This is a genomic window from Pseudomonas sp. Pf153 (assembly GCF_001269775.1).
In the GTDB taxonomy this organism is placed as follows: Bacteria; Pseudomonadota; Gammaproteobacteria; order Pseudomonadales; family Pseudomonadaceae; genus Aquipseudomonas; species Aquipseudomonas uvaldensis.
The window spans coordinates 264,706-283,720 of record NZ_LHVL01000008.1; the positions used below are offsets into that span (position 1 = coordinate 264,706).

The 19,015-nt window shown below is 61.4% G+C and carries 12 protein-coding genes; 7 read left to right on the forward strand and 5 right to left on the reverse strand.

Going from position 1 to position 19,015, the window contains the following annotated elements; genetic code table 11:
• Positions 1-198: 198 nt before the first annotated feature.
• From AD666_RS04095 to AD666_RS04105, 3 genes are all read right to left on the reverse strand, one after another.
• Complete coding sequence (locus AD666_RS04095; protein ID WP_371259564.1) at positions 199-1,506, reverse strand: DUF3999 domain-containing protein; 1,308 nt, start codon at positions 1,504-1,506, stop codon at positions 199-201.
• A gap of 59 nt (positions 1,507-1,565) precedes the next feature.
• Positions 1,566-5,207, reverse strand: coding sequence for a DUF2339 domain-containing protein (locus tag AD666_RS04100; RefSeq protein ID WP_053147837.1), 3,642 nt, complete (start codon positions 5,205-5,207; stop codon positions 1,566-1,568).
• Positions 5,208-5,489: 282 nt separating this feature from the next.
• Positions 5,490-7,940, reverse strand: coding sequence for a glycogen/starch/alpha-glucan phosphorylase (locus tag AD666_RS04105; protein WP_053147839.1), 2,451 nt, complete (start codon positions 7,938-7,940; stop codon positions 5,490-5,492).
• 254 nt (positions 7,941-8,194) lie between these two features.
• Here AD666_RS04105 and AD666_RS04110 point away from each other — a divergent pair, with 254 nt between their 5' ends.
• A complete protein-coding gene (locus tag AD666_RS04110) occupies positions 8,195-8,632 on the forward strand; it encodes a YkgJ family cysteine cluster protein (protein WP_053147841.1) in 438 nt (145 codons plus the stop codon).
• A gap of 182 nt (positions 8,633-8,814) precedes the next feature.
• Here the strand turns inward: AD666_RS04110 and typA are convergent, their stop codons facing one another.
• Together typA and thiI are read right to left on the reverse strand one after the other, a co-directional pair.
• Positions 8,815-10,635, reverse strand: coding sequence for a translational GTPase TypA (gene typA, locus AD666_RS04115; RefSeq protein WP_053147843.1), 1,821 nt, complete (start codon positions 10,633-10,635; stop codon positions 8,815-8,817).
• A 138-nt stretch (positions 10,636-10,773) separates the two neighbouring features.
• A complete protein-coding gene (thiI, locus tag AD666_RS04120; protein WP_053147844.1) occupies positions 10,774-12,228 on the reverse strand; it encodes a tRNA uracil 4-sulfurtransferase ThiI in 1,455 nt (484 codons plus the stop codon).
• A 326-nt stretch (positions 12,229-12,554) separates the two neighbouring features.
• Here thiI and glnA point away from each other — a divergent pair, with 326 nt between their 5' ends.
• The 6 genes from glnA to ntrC all read left to right on the forward strand — a co-directional run bounded on the left by glnA (position 12,555) and on the right by ntrC (position 18,622).
• Positions 12,555-13,961 carry a glutamate--ammonia ligase gene (gene glnA, locus AD666_RS04125; RefSeq protein WP_053147846.1) on the forward strand — a complete coding sequence of 469 codons (1,407 nt, stop codon included), beginning with the start codon at positions 12,555-12,557 and terminating at the stop codon, positions 13,959-13,961.
• 115 nt (positions 13,962-14,076) lie between these two features.
• The gene (locus AD666_RS04130) at positions 14,077-14,637 is read left to right on the forward strand and encodes a chorismate mutase (protein WP_082339663.1); all 561 of its coding nucleotides are present in this window, start codon (positions 14,077-14,079) and stop codon (positions 14,635-14,637) included.
• Positions 14,638-14,735: 98 nt separating this feature from the next.
• Positions 14,736-15,254: a DUF4124 domain-containing protein gene (locus AD666_RS04135; RefSeq protein ID WP_053147848.1), complete on the forward strand. Its 519-nt coding sequence runs from the start codon at positions 14,736-14,738 to the stop codon at positions 15,252-15,254.
• The gene (locus tag AD666_RS04140) at positions 15,251-15,871 is read left to right on the forward strand and encodes a DUF4124 domain-containing protein (protein ID WP_053147851.1); all 621 of its coding nucleotides are present in this window, start codon (positions 15,251-15,253) and stop codon (positions 15,869-15,871) included. Before AD666_RS04135 ends, AD666_RS04140 begins: the two co-directional genes overlap by 4 nt.
• A gap of 232 nt (positions 15,872-16,103) precedes the next feature.
• On the forward strand, positions 16,104-17,189 hold the full coding sequence (gene glnL / locus AD666_RS04145; protein WP_053147853.1) for a nitrogen regulation protein NR(II): 1,086 nt from the start codon (positions 16,104-16,106) through the stop codon (positions 17,187-17,189).
• Complete coding sequence (gene ntrC / locus AD666_RS04150) at positions 17,186-18,622, forward strand: nitrogen regulation protein NR(I) (protein ID WP_053147855.1); 1,437 nt, start codon at positions 17,186-17,188, stop codon at positions 18,620-18,622. The genes glnL and ntrC overlap by 4 nt, the downstream gene beginning before the upstream one ends.
• Positions 18,623-19,015 lie beyond the last annotated feature (393 nt).

The following is a 19,015-nucleotide window of genomic DNA, read 5'->3' on the forward strand; positions in this document are numbered from 1 at the left end:
TACATCGAGCCTTCCTAAGAATCGGCACGATGCGGACAAACTGAAGTGTGGTCCCGCATCGGCCCGACCAAAAAGCCGTGCGCCCGGTATGGACCCGGGCGCATCGAGCGAAGCAAGGCAGCGATCCTGATTTCTGTTTAGCCTACCGGACTCCATTGGCTATGAAAAAACACTGGACCCTGAGGGGGCCAAATCGGGTCAGGATTTGACCGGCGGCTTGCGCAGCAGACTGTATGCCATCGCCCCGAGGAATAGCACACTGAGCACCAGCACAGCCCACAGGCCGATTTTCTTCCAGTCCGTCCCGACGACTGCCGGTGCCGTCTCGGTTGCCGGCGTCGAAGTCGCGGCCCCATTTACTGTTGCTACGCCCAGGCTCGCCAGCCGCGACGGCCGGTAATCGGGCACCAGTGTAGACAAGGGCAGGCTGGCCGCCTTCACGGTCGCGCTGCCCAGCGCCAGGCTGAACGGCCCTTCTCCACGCGCCAGAAACACCACCTGGCTCGGACGCACCGCAAAACGCAGCGTCGGGGCCTGGTCGCCAAGGCCGCCGCCCCGCTCGTCCACGGTCAGCTTCAGTTGCTGCACGGTCTGACCGTCCAACTGCAGTTGGTTTTGCACCACGTCCTGGCCGTTCTGGATCAGGCGATACAGCAAGCCACTGGTCATCGGCTGCCAGGGATGGCTGCTCTCACGTCGGCCGGCCAGTGTTACCGGGGCCAGGCTGTTGGCCTGGCTCAGTTCCACCTGCACCTGTTCGAGATTCAACCCCATGGGCAACTGCCAAGTGTATTCACCGGCCTTCGTGGTGGTGCCGGCCAAAGGCTGTGACCAGACCAGCGGCAACGGCAGGCTTTCGCGACTGGCGCTTTGCAACTGCGCCGAGGTCAGCACCGGCGCGGAGGATGGCGAATCCCACAGCAGTCGAAGGTAGCGGGCCGATTGTCCCGGCAGGCTCACCTCATGTTGCTCGACCCGCTCATCGGCAAAGGTCAGCCGTGCCACTTGGCCTTCGCCCCACGCCTGCCAGTTCTGCAAGTCGTCGCTGGCTTCGATGGTAAACCGCTGGAAGCCGTCGCGTTCGCTGGTCCAGTCCAGAATCAACTGTTGCAAGGGCGCCTTGATCGCGCTGGCATCCAGCAGCCATCCGCGCAGCTCTTCTTCCCCCGCTTCGAGCCGGCTGGATGGCTGGACCTCCACCAGCGTACCGTTGGTGTTCGATTGCACCCGCACGCTGGGCGCGCGTTCGTTGTCATCGGCGGCGTTGTACAGCGGAAACCATTTCACGTCGGTGAGAGTGCGATTTTCGCGACTCTGGGCCGTTTCGCGGACCAGCGCATAGGCCTGGGCCTGCCCGGCCGCGTTGAATACCCGCAGGTCGCTCAGGTCGGTCTGTCGCGCTTGCAGCTGGACCTCCAGGGGCAACGGGAGACGATACCAAGGCCCTTCACCGCTCAAGACCAACGGCACTTGGTGGGCGAAGTCCGCCGGCTTTTCCTGGGCCATGGCCGACAATGCTACCCATAACCCGACCACACCCAGTCCGATCCGACTCAACTTGCGACTCAAGATGACACTCCCTCACTGACAGGCATCGGCGGCTCGGTAGGCGAAGCCGTTTCCGGACGCTTGGGCGGCAGCGGCGCGAAGTAGCCCACCACCAGCAACAGTACCCCCACGCCGATGAACGACACGATCCGCGCCAGACCGCCACGGTTACTCAACTCGACAAAGAACAGCTTGGCCACCACCACGGCAATCAACGCCGCGCCGATCAGCCATACCTCCCGGCGATGCCGCAGATGCCCGCCGATCATCAGGCCCAGGGCAATCAGGGTCCAGACGATGGACAGCCCAGCCTGTACGAACATGGATTCAAGCAACGCATCCAATTCGAACGGTATCCCCATCCAATGGTGAGCACTGCGCATTACCACGGCGGTGAAAAACGCGAACAGCGACACGCCGGCGATCAACTGGGCGACCTGATCGGCATACGCCCAACGGACCGTCAGTTGCCCCACTGCGCTGCGGACCCATACGTAGACGCCAAACAAGGCAAACAGCAAGCCCAGCTCCAGCGGGTTCAGCAGCGGCACGTAGGGCAAGGGTTCAGCGGTGCCGTCGCTGAAGGTGTTGGCCAGCCAGAACCAGCCAAGCATCAGCAGGGCCAGGGGCGCCGCCGCGTAGACGCGATATTCCCGCGACTGCGCCGATATTGGCCAAGGCCAGGCCCGCGGCGCGGCCATCAGCACCAGGTAAAGGCTCGGCAGGATCGCCCAACCCAACCAGCGCCAGGCGTTGTACTGCTCGGACAACAGCAGCAAGCCGTAACGCAGCTCCAGCGCCAGCACACCGATCAGCAGCCAGCAGCCGAGCACATGAGCAGTCCTACGGGCCTGGGCCGGCAGCATCGAAGCCAGGCGTTTGAGCGACAGGAAATGCACGCCGAACACCACCAGCCAAGCGAGCCAGCCGAAATCCGCCGCCGGGTGATAACGGCTGTGCCAGGTCGCGACCAACACACAGCCCGCCGCCGGAATCAGCAAAGTGCACAGCAACCCCAGGGATGGCCATTTCAAACGCTGGGCCAGGACGGTCCACACCGCCACACTGAGCGCCGCGACCACCAGTAACAGGCTGCCTTGCAGGTTCACCGGGGCGAAGCGCAGCACTTCGCTGAGCCACGCCAGCGCCCACCAGCCGGCGCCCCAGACCAGCAACAACTCGGACAAGCGCTGCAAGCTCGATACGTCAAAGACAGTGTCCGATTGACCCCGTTGCAGTCGCCACGCACCGATCAGCGCCACCAGCCCCAGCACCAGCGGCGTCCAGAAGCCGCTGTGCGCCAGGGGCCGCAAGCCTTCGACGTCGAGCGTACCCAGCAAGGCCGGCCCTGCCAGCAGGAATGCCGCACCGCCCACCAATTGCAGCAACAGACCGAATACAAAGCTCATGCGCTGCTTCAGGTACAAGCTCAACCAAATGATAAACAGGCCACTGACGGCCCATACGCCACTCGCCGTCTGCCAGGGAAGGACGAACAGCACCGCAAGGTTGATCAGCACCAGCCCTGCCAGCAATACAACGGACAACCCACGCAGCAAACGTGCGTCCTTGCGCACCATATCGTCACGCGCCGCCAGCAACATGCCGCCGATCAACGCCAGGCCGATCAGCGAGGCACTGAGCAAACCGCTCCAGCCGGCGTCGAACACCGCTGCCGAATCGCCCTCGGCACCGCGCAAGCGCATCAGGAACAACGCACCACCCAACAACTGCACGGCAAACGCGGTGAACAGGAAACTGCGCGATTGCAGGCGCAGGCCGACGAATAGCGTCGCCAACCCCGCCAGCGCCCAGGTGATCGCAGTGCCATGGGTGAAGAAAAACAACGGTGCCAGCAGATAGAGGAAACTCAGGCCCAACACCGCCAGAACCGGCTGCCCCTGACGCTCCCAGCCATGGGTATGCTCGGGCGCAGCCTTGCGCAATTGAAGGAAACTGAACAGCAGCGCGCCACCGATCATCAAGGCGCCTAGCGCAGGGGCATCGAGCAGGCTGCTTTCGCCGAAGCTCAGCTCGCCGAGGAAGGCACGCGCCGCGCCCAATTGCAACAACAGCGCAAAAGCGCGTGCCAATGGCCGGTGTTGACGCAACCCCAACCAGAAAATCCCGGCGCCTTCCACGGCCCAGGCTGCCGAAGTCCAGCGGGCATCGAGGCCGAGGGGAATAGCCAGGCTGGCGAAAATCACCCCCAGGGCCAGGCAGGTTTCGGCCAGCAGCAAGGCTCGCCCCCCCATCAATATCCGCGCCAGACCCATGTAGATCGCGCCCAGGGCCAGGGCACTGAACGCCGCGGCAAACTCCAGGTGCTGCACCAGCGCATACTGCAGGCCGAACCCCACCAGCGGTGGCCCGAACAGCATCGTGCCGTCCACATAGTCGCCGTTGCGCGCCGACCAGCGCAGCAATGCCTCCCGGCTGTCACCGTCGGGCGCACCCGCGGTTTCCAGCAGCTTGCGACGGGTGAACAGCAGACCGATCGCCAGGTACATCACGAAGAATACGATCAGAAATGGCTCGGTGCTCCAAAACAGCTCCGGCGTGTAGGAGCGCAAGCCCCAGGCGATACCAATACCGAAAGTACCGACGAAGCCGATCAGGTTTAGCAGGCGCCAGGCCTTGAACCAGGCAATGGCGAGAATGCCAGTGTTGAGCAGGATGAAATAGCTGAACAGCGCAACGTGATTGCCGCTCCCGGTGGAGGTCAGGATCGGCGCGGCAAACCCACCCAGAGCGGCCACCGCGGCCAGGCCCAAGGCATTCTGGGTCACCGCCAGGATCGCCGAGAACACCGTGACCGCCACCAGCATGCCCAGGGCTGCCTTCGAGTCGAGCAGCGGATGCAGGCGCATGGCGGCGAACACGGTCAGGTACAACACCGCAATGCCGGTACCCTGGAGCATCAGCGCATAGCTGCCATTGCGCTGGCGCAGCCACCAGCCCAGACCCAACAGGCCCAGCGCACTGGCCGCGACGCCGGCGTAACGCAGCTCGATCGGCACCACCATGCCTTCGGTGGCATAACGCAGCAGGAACGCCAGGCCGAGGAACAAGAGCACCACGCCGACCCGCAACACGGTATTGCCGCCAAACAACCAGTTGCGCGCACCGGCTATGGCGCGCTCGATGAGATTCGGGCTCCGTGGCGCTGCCGGTTGCGCGAGAATCGGTTCCACTGGCTCGAATTCACGGGACTCGCGCCTGGAGCGAGGAGGTGCCGGGGTCCAGACGTTGTCGGGCAATGGCTGGCTGGCCTGCGTGGCCGTCGCCGGATTGGGCGCAAGATCGGGCGGCAGTTCCCAGACCAGCTCGGGTTCCGGCTCCGGTTCGGTGCGGGCGACAGGCTCGGGGACCTGGGGCGCGGTGACCTGGGCCGCGGTGACTGGGGGCGCCGTCGCGGGATCAGGGGCAGCATACAACGTGCCGCGCTCCAGCACCGCCAGACGCGCCTCCAGCGTGATCAGCTCTTGCTGGGCCGCTTGCAGCAAAACCTGCTGCCGGGCGGCCTCGGATCCCAGGTACCTGATACGAAACACCTGGGCGATGCCAAGCCCCACCAACGCGCCTATCAGCGCATCGGCGAGCGACTCATCCACCACCCAGCCAAGAGCCAGGCCCAACAGCGTCAAGATCCATTGCATGGTTGATATCCCTAAGCGGCCCGTTGCGGGCATGACCGGGGCATTTGTGCCTGGATCAGTCTAGTGGAACAACCACAAGCCCTGTAGGAGCGAGCCTGCTCGCGATGACGGTATGTCAGTGAACAAAGGTGTCGACTGATAGACCGCCATCGCGAGCAGGCTCGCTCCCACATAGGTTGTTTTTGACTGAGCCATGGCATTGGAGCCCGGCGAAACTGGCGCCTAGTATATCGACGAAGCCCAACCGTCGTTGGGCTTCGCTCACATTTCTGACAGCTAAGGCTATTCCAACGCCTTCCAGATGTCGGTGGCGTACTCGCGGATGGTCCGGTCGGAGGAGAACCAGCCCATGCGCGCCGTGTTGAGCACTGCCGAGCGCCACCACTGCTTGGAATCGTGCCAGCGCTCCTCGACCTTGGCCTGGGCATGCCAGTACGAGTCGAAATCGGCGCAGACCAGGAAGCGGTCGTAGTCCACCAGCGAATCCACCAGCCCGGTGTAGCGCATCGGATCGTCCGGGGAAAACACCCCGCCACGAATCGCCTGCAACACGTCGTTGAGGCGATGGGAGGCGGCGATGTCCGGCGCGGCGCTGAATTCGCCGTTGCGCTTGCGGGCCTCGACTTGCTCGGCGGTCAGGCCGAAGATAAACATGTGCTCACCGCCCACCCGCTCGTGCATTTCCACGTTGGCGCCGTCCATGGTACCGATGGTCAGCGCGCCGTTGAGGCCGAACTTCATGTTGCTGGTGCCGGATGCTTCGAAGCCGGCGGTGGAAATCTGCTCCGACAAGTCCGCCGCCGGGATGATGCTCTCGGCCAGGCTGACGTTGTAGTTGGGCAGGAACACCACTTTGAGCAGACCACGCACGGTCGGGTCGTTGTTCACCACCCGGGCGATGTCATTGGTCAACTTGATGATCAGCTTCGCCTGGTGATAACTGGCGGCGGCCTTGCCGGCGAAGATCTTCACCCGCGGCACCCAGTCTACCTCCGGTTCGGCGCGGATCGCCTGGTACAGCGCCACGGTGTGCATCAGGTTGAGCAACTGACGCTTGTACTCGTGGATTCGCTTGACCTGTACGTCGAACATCGCCGCCGGGTTTACGGCAATCCCCAGCCGCTCGTGGATCAGGTAGGCCAGGGCCTTCTTGCTGTGCAGGCGCTGCTCGGCGAACAGTTTGCGGAATGCCGGCTTATCGGCGAATGGCTCCAGTTCGATCAGGCGTTCCTCGGGATTGTCGAGCACGCTCGGGCCCAGCGCATCGACCATCATCGAGGTCAGTTCCGGGTTGGCCTGGAACAGCCAGCGGCGGAAAGTAATGCCGTTGGTCTTGTTGTTGATCCGCTCCGGGTAGAGCTTGTGCAGCTCGGAAAACACCGTACTGCGCATCAACTGCGTGTGCAGTCCGGACACACCGTTGACGCTGTGGGAGCCCAGGAAGGCCAGGTTGCCCATGCGCACCCGACGACCGTTGTCTTCTTCAATCAGCGAGACCGAGCGCAGCACGTCGAAATCATGCACGCCCTTGGCCCTCAGCGAATCGATGTGCTGGGCGTTGATCAGGTAGATGATCTGCATGTGCCGGGGCAGCATGCGCTCCATCAGCCCCACCGGCCAGGTTTCCAATGCTTCGGGCAGCAGCGTGTGGTTGGTATAGGACAGCGTGTCCTGGGTGATCTGCCAGGCGGCGTCCCAGGCCACGTCATAGACGTCCACCAGTTGGCGCATCAACTCGGCCACGGCGATGGAGGGGTGGGTGTCGTTGAGCTGGATCGCTGCGTGATCCCCCAGGGTCAACACCGAGGTATGCATGTTGCGATGACGGCGCAGCAGATCCTGCAGCGAGGCGGCGACAAAGAAATACTCCTGGCGCAAACGCAATTCCTGCCCGGCCTCGGTGCTGTCGGCCGGGTAGAGCACGCGGGAAATACTTTCGGCCCGTGCCACTTCGGCCACGGCGCCCAAGTGGTCGCCGGCATTGAAACGCTCCAGATGCAGATCTTCCACGGCCCGGGCGCGCCACAGGCGCAAGGTGTTGACACTGGCACCGCGCCAGCCCACCACCGGGGTGTCATAGGCAATGGCCCGCACGGTTTCCCCTGGCGTCCAGACCTGTCGGGTCTTGCCGGTGTCGTCGGTCACCGTCTCGACACTGCCGCCGAAGCCGATCGGGTAGACCACCTCCGGCCGTTCGAACTCCCACGGGTTGCCGAAGTCCAGCCAGTGCTCGGTCTGCTCCTGCTGCCAGCCGTCGACGATGGCCTGGCGGAACAGGCCGTGTTCATAGCGGATGCCGTAGCCGTGCCCGGCGATGCCCAGGGTGGACATGCTTTCCATGAAGCACGCCGCCAATCGGCCGAGGCCGCCGTTGCCCAGCGCGGCATCGGGTTCGAGCGTGCGGATGCGTTCCAGGTCCACGCCCAACTCCGTCAGCGCTTCGCGAGCGGTATCCAGCAGGCCGAGGTTGCTCAGGCTGTCGTAAAGCAAGCGCCCGATGAGAAATTCCAGGGAGAGGTAATAAACACGCTTCTGGCCCTTGCGATAGATCTGCCGCGTGTGGTCCATCCAGTGCTCGACCATATGGTCGCGGGCGGCGAGGGCAATGGCTTCGAACCAATCGTGATCAAACGCATGATCGGGGTCCTTGCCGACGGCATAAGTGAGTTTGGTCAACACAGCGTCGCGAAATGCGGCCACTTCAGCTTCGCGAACAAGCGGTTCTTGAGTCATGGATAAGACCTCGAACGAACAGGGAATTGTCTGAGCCTAGACGGTCTGACAGACGGCGCAGGCGCTTGGTTCGGTGGTTTTCCCCACGCGCCGGAGAATCGTCGCCAGGGAATTGCCGGATGGGCGAATGAATGCAGGGGCCGTGCCGCTACTGGAGGGGGTGGTCGGGATCGAAAAAAAATCGGCGGATGGTCGTTCAAAATTTCACCAGTCCCGGTATGATCGCGCGCCCTGACGCATGCTGGTAAACCTCGATGATGAAGCCCAACCTGATCGCCGCCGCGGAGATCGACCGACTCGATACCTGGGCCAAATATTCCGCCCCGATGTGCGGCTCCTGTGTGTCGAGCTGCTGCACGCTGCCGGTCGAGGTCAAGATCAAGGACCTGATCCGGATCGGCATCGTCGATGAGTTCGAGCTGGGCGACCCGCCGAAAAACATCGCCAAGCGCCTGCAAAAGGAAGGGATTGTCGAACGCTACAACCAGAAGTCCGAGATCTTCACGCTCCAGCGCATGAGCAACAACGATTGCCTTTATCTGGACCGCAAGAGCCGGCTGTGCACCATTTACGAGAAGCGCCCGGACACCTGCCGCAACCACCCGCGCATCGGGCCGCGGCCGGGGTATTGCGCGTACAAGCCCAAGGAAGTGGAGCGCGAGCGTAATTCGCGGACGCTGGATCGGTTTTGACTATTTAGCGCCTGACCTACCGTCTTCGCGAGCAAGCCCGCTCCCACAAGGACAGCGCTGAGCCTGTGGGAGCGGGCTTGCTCGCGAAAGCGGCCTGCCGGTCACTGCATAAACCCCAGGCATAAAAAAACGCCCCCGATCTCACGACCGGGGGCGTTTTTCATTCAGCCGGGGCTAAACGATCAAGCCTTGGCTTTCTTGGCAGCGCGGGTACGCTCGCCTTCGTCCAGGATCTTCTTGCGAAGACGGATGGACTTCGGTGTCACTTCGCACAGTTCGTCGTCCTGGATGAATTCCAGGGCCTGTTCCAGAGTGAAGCGAACAGGTGGAACCAGGGCGATGGTTTCGTCTTTACCCGAAGCACGCATGTTGTCGAGCTTCTTGCCCTTGGTAGGGTTGACGCCCAGGTCATTGTCACGGCTGTTCAGACCGACGATCTGGCCGTTGTAGATTTCCTGGCCGTGCTCGACGAACAGCTTGCCACGTGCCTGGAGGGTTTCCAGAGAGTAGGTCAGCGCCTTGCCGGTTTCGACCGATACCAGAACACCGTTCTGACGGCCGGACATGTGGCCGGACTTCATGGTGTCGTAGCGATCGAAGATCGAGGTCAGGATGCCGGCACCGTTGGTCAGGGTCAGGAACTGGTTACGGAAGCCGATCAGGCCACGCGCCGGGATGTTGTATTCCAGGCGCACACGGCCCTTGCCATCCGGGGACATGTTGGTCAGGTCGCCCTTACGCAGCCCCATCTCTTCCATCACCTTGCCCTGGGATTCTTCAGGGATGTCGATGGTGACGTTCTCGAACGGTTCCTGCTTGACGCCGTCAACGACGCGGATGATCACTTCCGGACGGCCTACGGCCATTTCGAAGCCTTCGCGACGCATGGTTTCGATCAGTACCGAGAGGTGCAGCTCACCACGGCCGGAAACCTTGAACTTGTCGGCCGAGTCGCCTTCTTCAACGCGCAGTGCCACGTTGTACAGCAGCTCCTTGTCCAGACGCTCCTTGATGTTGCGGGAGGTCACGAACTTGCCTTCCTTGCCGCAGAACGGCGAGTCGTTGACCTGGAAGGTCATGGAAACGGTCGGCTCGTCCACGGTCAGAGGCTTCATCGCCTCGACAGCGTTCGGATCGCACAGGGTGTCGGAGATGAACAGCTCTTCGAAGCCGCTGATGCAGACGATATCGCCGGCTGCCGCTTCTTCGACGTCCACGCGGTGCAGGCCGTGGTGACCCATCAGCTTCAGGATACGGCCGTTGCGCTTCTTGCCGTCGACATCGATCGCCACCACCGGGGTGTTTGGCTTGATGCGACCACGAGCGATACGGCCAACACCGATCACACCCAGGAAGCTGTTGTAGTCCAGGGCCGAGATCTGCATCTGGAACGGACCGTCACGGTCAACGGCAGGCGCTGGGACGTTGTCGACGATCGACTGGTACAGCGGGGTCATGTCTTCCGCCATGGCGGTGTGGTCCAGGCCGGCAATGCCGTTCAGGGCCGAGGCGTAGACGACCTGGAAGTCCAGTTGTTCGTCGGTGGCACCCAGGTTGTCGAACAGGTCGAAGATCTGGTCCAGAACCCAGTCAGGACGCGCGCCCGGACGGTCGACCTTGTTGATCACGACGATCGGCTTGAGGCCGGCTTCGAAAGCCTTCTTGGTCACGAAGCGGGTCTGCGGCATAGGGCCGTCCTGGGCATCCACCAGCAGCAGCACGGAGTCGACCATCGACATCACGCGCTCTACTTCACCGCCGAAGTCGGCGTGGCCGGGGGTGTCCACGATGTTGATGTGGTAGCCGTTCCAGTTGATAGCGGTGTTTTTCGCCAGGATGGTAATACCGCGCTCTTTTTCCTGGTCGTTGGAGTCCATCACGCGCTCGTCGTTGAGCTCGTTGCGCTCCAGGGTGCCGGATTGGCGCAGGAGTTTGTCAACCAGGGTGGTCTTACCATGGTCAACGTGGGCGATGATGGCGATGTTGCGTAGATTTTCGATCACTTGTGTATCTCGATCAGAGGATTCGGTGTGCTGACAGGTCGTGGCAGCGATTTACGTTGAGTCCGACAAAGCCGTTACAGCTTGCCGGCGGCGTCGGGGGGCCGGTGACGCAGGCCACAGGCAAACAGCCCCGGGCACTTAGCTCGGTCGATAAACGCGCACATTGGCATGCCCCTCACTGAGCAAATGGTGAGCATGCAGGCGACTCATCACGCCTTTGCCGCAATACAACAGGTACTGGCGAGTAGGGTCCAGTTCCTTGAAACGCGCGTTCACTGCATAGAACGGCATCGTTTTTACCTCGACGCCGGCGACGCTCAGCGGGTCATCCTCAGCTTCATCCGGGTGACGGATGTCGATGACGATCTGGCCGGCCAGCGCTTCGCCGACTTCTTCAACCTGGATGTCCTGGCCCAATTCATCGATCACCCGATCGATCGGCACCAGCCTGGCGTTTTCGATTGCACGATCGAGCACCGCCATGTCGAATTCTTTCTCTTCATGCTCCACGCGCCCGCGCTTGGCAGCCGTCTTCGGATTGACCGAAATGACCCCGCAATATTCCGGCATGTGGCGGGCAAAATCGGCGGTGCCGATGGCGTCGGCCGTGTCGATGATGTCCTGCTTGTGGCTCGCGATCAGTGGGCGCAGCACCAGTTTTTCGGTGACACAGTCGATGACCGACAGGTTCGGCAGCGTCTGGCTCGACACCTGGGAAATCGCCTCGCCGGTGACCAGCGCGTCGATGTGCAGGCGGTCAGCGATGCTCGACGCGGCACGCAACATCATACGCTTCAAAATGACGCCCATATGACTGTCGTCGACTTTCCCGAGAATCTCGCCCAGGACTTCCTCGAACGGCACACTCACAAATAACACGCGCTGGGAGCTGCCGTACTTCTTCCAGATAAAGTGCGCCACTTCCATTACGCCCAGTTCATGGGCACGCCCGCCAAGGTTGAAGAAGCAGAAATGGCTCATCAGCCCGCGACGCATGATCTGGTAGGCCGCCACTGTGGAGTCGAAGCCACCGGACATCAGCACCAGCGTCTGCTCCAGCGCGCCCAGCGGATAGCCGCCGATGCTGTCGTGCTGGCTGTGGATCACGAACAACCGCTGGTCGCGAATTTCGATGCGCACTTCGATCTGCGGTTCTTTCAGGGAGATACCGGCGGCACCGCATTGCCGGCGCAGCTGGCTGCCGACGTACTTCTCCACGTCCATGGAACTGAACGGGTGTTTGCCGGCACGCTTGCAGCGCACCGAAAAAATCTTGCCGGCCAACGCATCGCCATAATGAAGCTTGCATTTGGCGACGATGTCGTCGAAGTCCCCCAGCGGATATTCATCGACCTGCAGGAAATGCGCGATGCCCGGCATGCAGCTCAGGCGTTCGGTCATTTCCTTCAAGACCTTGGGTTCGCTGACGCGCGTTTCCAGCTCGAGGTTATCCCACACGCCGTTCACCACCACGACCGGGTCCAGATCACGGAGCACGGCGCGAATGTTCTTGGCCAACTGACGGATAAAACGCGTCCGGACAGGGCGGCTCTTGATGGTGATCTCGGGGAAGACTTTTACGATTAGTTTCATGAAAACAGCGCGCGAACGGCCAGCCGAAAAAGGGGGGCGCGGATTATAGCGGAAATTGCTCAAGGTTTAACCAGTTAATATGCAGTCGGTTTTAATGCACCAAAATGGATCACCTACACTGATGATCGCCACATTACAGTGCGTGATTGTCCGACAATCCCCGTTTTCGGCCCTCTGAAAGCGTGGGTTTGGTGCAAAAAACCCATGCTGGGGCACTGGCATGCAATTTGCTCCCTTGTGAGGCAGGTTGCCTTGGCCGAGTATTCGCGCCGGCATCACTCATATTCAGGGCACACCATTACCGCCCGAAGCCACCCGGAGGACATATGTCGAAGTCGGTTCAACTCATCAAAGATCATGACGTCAAGTGGATTGATCTGCGCTTCACTGACACCAAAGGCACTCAACATCACGTGACCATGCCGGCCCGTGATGCGCTGGATGACGATTTCTTCGAAATCGGCAAGATGTTCGACGGTTCCTCCATCTCTGGCTGGAAAGGCATCGAAGCTTCCGACATGATCCTGATGCCGGACGACGAAACCGCGGTCCTGGACCCGTTCACCGAAGAACCGACCCTGATCCTGGTCTGCGACATCATCGAACCTTCGACCATGCAAGGCTATGACCGCGATCCACGCGCCATCGCCCACCGTGCCGAGGAATACCTGAAGTCCACCGGTATCGGCGACACCGCTTTCTTCGGTCCAGAGCCTGAGTTCTTCATCTTCGACTCGGTCAAGTTCAAGTCCGACATCTCCGGTTCCATGTTCAAAATCTTCTCCGAACAAGGTTCGTGGATGTCCGACCAAGACGTGGAAGGCGGTAACAAAGGCCACCGTCCAGGCGTGAAAGGCGGTTACTTCCCGGTTCCACCGTTCGACTTCGACCACGAGATCCGTACCTCCATGTGCAACGCACTGGAAGAAATGGGCCAGACCGTCGAAGTTCACCACCACGAAGTGGCGACTGCCGGCCAGAACGAAATCGGCGTGAAGTTCAACACGCTGGTCAAGAAGGCTGACGAAGTCCAGACCCTGAAATACGTTGTACACAACGTTGCCGACGCTTATGGCCGCACCGCGACCTTCATGCCGAAGCCTCTGTACGGCGACAACGGTTCGGGCATGCACGTTCACATGTCGATCTCCAAGGACGGCAAGAACACCTTCGCAGGCGAAGGCTATGCCGGTCTGTCGGACACTGCCCTGTACTTCATCGGCGGTATCATCAAGCACGGTAAGGCCCTGAACGGCTTCACCAACCCGTCGACCAACTCCTACAAGCGTCTGGTTCCTGGCTTCGAAGCTCCGGTCATGCTGGCCTACTCGGCTCGCAACCGTTCCGCCTCGATCCGTATTCCTTACGTCAACAGCCCTAAAGCGCGCCGCATCGAAGCACGCTTCCCGGACCCGGCTGCCAACCCGTACCTGGCCTTCGCTGCACTGATGATGGCCGGTCTGGACGGTATCCAGAACAAGATCCACCCTGGCGATGCCGCCGACAAAAACCTGTATGACCTGCCGCCTGAAGAGGCCAAGGAAATCCCACAGGTTTGCGGTAGCCTGAAAGAAGCCCTGGAAGAGCTGGACAAGGGCCGTGCGTTCCTGACCAAGGGCGGCGTATTCAGCGATGACTTCATCGACGCTTACATCGCACTGAAAAGCGAAGAAGAAATCAAGGTTCGCACCTTCGTACACCCACTGGAATATGAGCTGTACTACAGCTGCTGATCCGGTAGCGTCGCCCCAGGCGGCGTGAACCAAGAGAGGCCTCCTTCGGGAGGCCTTTTTTGTGGGCGCAATATACGTGCATCATGCGTCACCCCCAGCAAACGAGAGATCATCCATGACTTTGCGCTCCAAGCTCTGCCTTGCCCTCTCAGCGGCGTTGATGGCCACCGCCGCCAACGCCACCCCAGCCCCCGATGCCCTTACCCCGCTGCTTAACGCCATTGGCGAACGCATCGCCATCGCCGATCAGGTGGCCTTGAGCAAATGGGACAGCCATAAGCCAGTGGAAGACCGTCAGCGCGAGCGCGAAGTCATCGCCGCCGCTGTCGCCCAGGCGCCGGTCTACAAGCTGACGGCCGAAACCGTGGAGACGTTCTTTGCAGCTCAAATAGAAGCCAACAAATTCGTGCAGTACGTCGATTTGTCCGACTGGGCCATGGAGGGCAAGGCCCCGGACATGCCACGCGCCGACCTGGTGAACCAAATCCGCCCGCAACTCGACCGCCTGCAAAAACGTCTGCTGCAGCAACTGGCCGATTTCTCCCCTTACCGCACCGACCCACAATGCCCGCGATGGATCGCCCGAGCCACCCACCATAACAAGCAGCACCCGATACGCCGGCTCGCCCTGATCCGCGCCACGGCGGAGTTGTGCATCACACCACCAAAAGCCTGACCCAACCCATTCCCTCTGGGTCAATGCGCAACGACTTGGGCCAACCGCCCTTCCTGACCTATGCTGGAATCCAACACTTTCATTTCTCGGTTGATTTTATGGGTCGTGGTTTTCCAGGCGTTCTGTTGTTGCTGTTGGCGTTGCCTGCGGCGGCGCAGATCTACAAATACACCGACGCCAACGGCAACACCGCCTACAGCAACCAGCCGCCTGAGGGAGTGCCGGCCCAGGCGGTCGAGCTGCCACCGCTCAACAGCATCGAACCCCAGGGCCCGAGCAGCCCGGATACTCCGACGCCCCCTGCAATCAACGAAAAGCCGCGCAACGCCTACCAAACGCTGGAGCTGACAGACATTCCCACCGAAGAAGCCCTGCGCGCCAACAACGGCACCTTTACCGTGGGCGTCCGAGCCCAGCCACGCCTGCAAAGCCCACATCGGTTCAGACTTCTGTTGGACGGCCAACCCTATGGCCAGCCGACCAATGTGCCGCGGCTGCAATTAGTGAATATCGACCGAGGCGAGCACAGCCTGGCGGTCCAGGTCATCGACGCAGACACTGTCGTGCAACAAAGCGAAACCGTCACGTTCACGGTACAACGGGTGCACCGGCCATGATCCGCTGGATGCTCCTGGGCCTGGCCCTGGTCGCCCTGCCGGGGCTCGCACAGGTCTACACTTACATCGACGCCCAGGGTAATCGGGTCTTTACCGATCAACCGCGCCCCGGCAACGCGAAAAAAGTCCAACTGCCGCCCGGCAACCGGATGCCAACCCCACCCGTCAGCACCGCACCGGCACCGACCTCCGACGAGCCGCCCAGGCCCGTGTTTCATTACGAGATGCTCCGACTGTTAATTCCCGAGCCGGACGCCACGATACGCAGCACCGCCGGCGAGCTTATCGTCACGGCTACCAGCGAACCGGGACTGAAAAAAGGCCACCGCTACCGCCTGCTGCTGGACGGCCAACCCACGGGCGAACCCGGACCAAGCCCGGTATTTGCCTTGAGCAACGTTGATCGCGGCACTCATCACCTTGCGGTGGAAATCCTCGATGAGCAGGACCGTATCGTCGAACGTACCGCCAACCAGCCTTTCCACATGCAGCGCATGTCCCTGGCGCAGAAGCGCCGCGTCAAGCCCTGCGCCATGGCCGATTATGGTCAACGTCCGGAATGCCCCCTGGCCGACAAGCCCGAAGAAGAAAAGAGCAGCATCCTTCCATTCTTTTAGCGCCCATCAAGCTTGCGCACTATATTGGTGCAAAAAGTTGCAAGCCTTCCCATCGGCCTGCCCTTTTTGGTTCGAAAGTACCCGAAAAAACTGGCAGAACGCCACGTAACTGGGCGAAATCCAGCCCATTAAGGCTCTAAACGCTTCTTTTCGGAGCCTTGGTTTGGTTTTTGCATTTTCCTTGGCACCAGCGCGTCATACGCGTGCTTGCTACGCTTCAAAAGAGGTCCTGATGACCATTAGCGACGCACTACACCGCTTGTTGCTCGACAACCTCACCACCGCGACCATCCTGCTCGACGCCGAACTGCGCCTCGAGTACATGAACCCGGCGGCGGAAATGCTCCTGGCCGTCAGCGGCCAACGCAGCCATGGGCAATTTATCAGTGAGCTGTTCACTGAGTCGGCCGAGGCGCTCAATTCCCTGCGCCAGGCCGTAGAGCAAGCCCATCCGTTCACCAAGCGCGAAGCAATGCTCACCGCCCTGACCGGCCAGACCCTGACCGTGGACTATGCGGTGACACCGATCCTGAACAACGGCGCGACTCTGTTGCTGCTCGAGGTCCATCCTCGTGACCGCCTGTTGCGCATCACCAAGGAAGAGGCCCAGCTGTCCAAGCAGGAAACCAGCAAGATGCTTGTGCGTGGCCTGGCCCATGAAATCAAGAACCCTCTTGGCGGGATTCGCGGCGCGGCACAGTTGCTTTCCCGGGAGCTGCCGGAAGAAAGCCTCAAGGACTACACCAACGTCATCATCGAGGAAGCGGACCGCTTGCGAAATCTTGTGGACCGAATGCTCGGCTCGAACAAGCTGCCCTCACTGGCGATGTGCAACGTCCACGAAGTGCTGGAGCGCGTTGGCAGCCTCGTGGAAGCGGAAAGCCAGGGCTGCATCACCTTGGTGCGCGACTATGACCCGAGTATTCCCGACGTCCTGATCGACCGCGAGCAAATGATCCAGGCCGTTTTGAATATCGTGCGCAACGCGATGCAGGCCATCAGCAGCCAGAACGAACTGCGCCTGGGCCGCATCAGCCTGCGCACCCGCGCCATGCGCCAGTTCACCATTGGCCACGTGCGCCATCGCCTGGTGACCAAGATCGAAATCATCGACAACGGCCCGGGCATCCCCCCGGAGCTGCAGGAAACCATCTTCTTTCCCATGGTCAGCGGCCGTCCGGACGGTACCGGGCTGGGCCTGGCCATTACCCAGAACATCATCAGTCAGCATCAGGGCCTGATCGAATGTGAGAGCCACCCTGGCCACACCACCTTTTCGATCTTCCTGCCACTGGAACAAGGAGCCACATCGACATGAGCCGTAGTGAAACCGTGTGGATCGTCGATGACGACCGTTCTATCCGCTGGGTCCTGGAAAAAGCCTTGCAACAGGAAGGCATGACCACCCAGAGCTTCGACAGTGCCGATGGAGTCATGAGCCGCCTGGCCCGTCAGCAGCCGGACGTCATCATCTCCGACATTCGCATGCCCGGCGCCAGTGGCCTGGACCTGCTGGCCCGGATTCGCGAGCAGCACCCGCGGCTACCGGTGATCATCATGACCGCCCACTCCGACCTGGACAGCGCCGTTGCGTCCTATCAGGGCGGCGCTTTCGAGTACCTGCCCAAGCCGTTCGATGTCGATGAAGCGGTGTCGCTGGTCAAGCGCGCCAACCAGCATGCCCAGGAACAGCAAGGTCTGGAAGAAGTGCCAGCCTTGGCCCGGACTCCGGAAATCATTGGCGAAGCGCCAGCGATGCAAGAGGTTTTCCGCGCCATCGGCCGCCTGAGCCACTCCAATATCACCGTACTGATCAATGGTGAATCGGGCACGGGTAAGGAACTGGTCGCTCACGCCCTGCACCGCCACAGCCCGCGGGCGGCCTCGCCGTTCATTGCGCTGAACATGGCGGCGATTCCCAAGGATTTGATGGAATCCGAACTGTTCGGCCACGAAAAGGGCGCATTCACCGGCGCGGCCAACCTGCGTCGCGGGCGCTTCGAGCAGGCCGACGGCGGCACGCTGTTCCTCGATGAAATCGGTGACATGCCGGCCGACACCCAGACCCGCTTGCTGCGCGTGCTGGCCGACGGAGAGTTCTATCGAGTGGGCGGCCACACGCCGGTCAAGGTCGATGTGCGCATTATCGCCGCGACCCACCAGAACCTGGAAACCCTGGTCCACGCCGGAAAATTCCGCGAAGACTTGTTCCATCGCCTGAACGTGATTCGCATCCATATCCCGCGTCTGGCGGATCGTCGCGAAGACATCCCGACCCTGGCCAGGCATTTCCTCAGCCGCGCAGCCCAGGAACTGGCGGTGGAGCCCAAGCTGCTCAAGAGCGAGACCGAGGAATACCTCAAGAACCTGCCATGGCCCGGCAACGTGCGCCAGCTGGAGAATACCTGCCGCTGGATCACGGTCATGGCGTCGGGGCGCGAAGTGCACATCGGCGACCTGCCACCGGAACTGTTGAGCCTGCCACAGGACTCGGCACCGGTGACCAATTGGGAACAGGCCTTGCGCCAATGGGCCGACCAGGCGCTGACCCGTGGCCAGTCGAGCCTGCTGGACAGCGCCGTTCCGAGCTTCGAGCGGATCATGATCGAAACCGCCCTCAAACACACCGCTGGCCGCCGTCGCGACGCTGCCGTGCTGCTGGGCTGGGGCCGCAATACCTTGACCCGCAAGATCAAGGAATTGGGGATGAAGGTCGATGGTGGGGATGATGATGAGGGGGATGAGGGCTGAAGAACCTGTGGGAGCGGGCTTGCTCGCGAAGGCGGCGTGTCAGTTCGCATCGATGTCGGCTGACATACCCTCTTCGCGAGCAAGCCCGCTCCCACATCAAGGCTCGTGCACCGCTCTAATGCACTACGAATCGCAATTGCGCACGCGCTTTAAGCCAGCCGCCTAAGACTCATGTAGAAAAAAAAGCCCGGTACCAGGTAAAAGCCCCGTAATACGGGGCTCTGGGCCTGAACACCAAATTTTCTGTGGCAGTTCATCTAAATCTGGCACGCCCCCTGCAATAACCCAATCACTACCCAGTTTCGGGGACCTTGGTACAGGCAGGCCGGGGATTCCCCATTTTATTCAGGGCTCATCGAGCCCAACGTTTTGGGGGCCTTGATACAGGCAGGT

Bases quoted from the DNA above. Each gene is read 5' to 3' on its own strand.
- AD666_RS04095 (WP_371259564.1), bottom strand. From the start codon at position 1,506: ATGGCCCAGGAAAAGCCGGCGGACTTCGCCCACCAAGTGCCGTTGGTC.
- AD666_RS04100 (WP_053147837.1), bottom strand. From the start codon at position 5,207: ATGCAATGGATCTTGACGCTGTTGGGCCTGGCTCTTGGCTGGGTGGTG.
- AD666_RS04105 (WP_053147839.1), bottom strand. From the start codon at position 7,940: ATGACTCAAGAACCGCTTGTTCGCGAAGCTGAAGTGGCCGCATTTCGC.
- AD666_RS04110 (WP_053147841.1), top strand. From the start codon at position 8,195: ATGATGAAGCCCAACCTGATCGCCGCCGCGGAGATCGACCGACTCGAT.
- thiI (WP_053147844.1), bottom strand. From the start codon at position 12,228: ATGAAACTAATCGTAAAAGTCTTCCCCGAGATCACCATCAAGAGCCGC.
- glnA (WP_053147846.1), top strand. From the start codon at position 12,555: ATGTCGAAGTCGGTTCAACTCATCAAAGATCATGACGTCAAGTGGATT.
- AD666_RS04130 (WP_082339663.1), top strand. From the start codon at position 14,077: ATGACTTTGCGCTCCAAGCTCTGCCTTGCCCTCTCAGCGGCGTTGATG.
- AD666_RS04135 (WP_053147848.1), top strand. From the start codon at position 14,736: ATGGGTCGTGGTTTTCCAGGCGTTCTGTTGTTGCTGTTGGCGTTGCCT.
- AD666_RS04140 (WP_053147851.1), top strand. From the start codon at position 15,251: ATGATCCGCTGGATGCTCCTGGGCCTGGCCCTGGTCGCCCTGCCGGGG.
- glnL (WP_053147853.1), top strand. From the start codon at position 16,104: ATGACCATTAGCGACGCACTACACCGCTTGTTGCTCGACAACCTCACC.
- ntrC (WP_053147855.1), top strand. From the start codon at position 17,186: ATGAGCCGTAGTGAAACCGTGTGGATCGTCGATGACGACCGTTCTATC.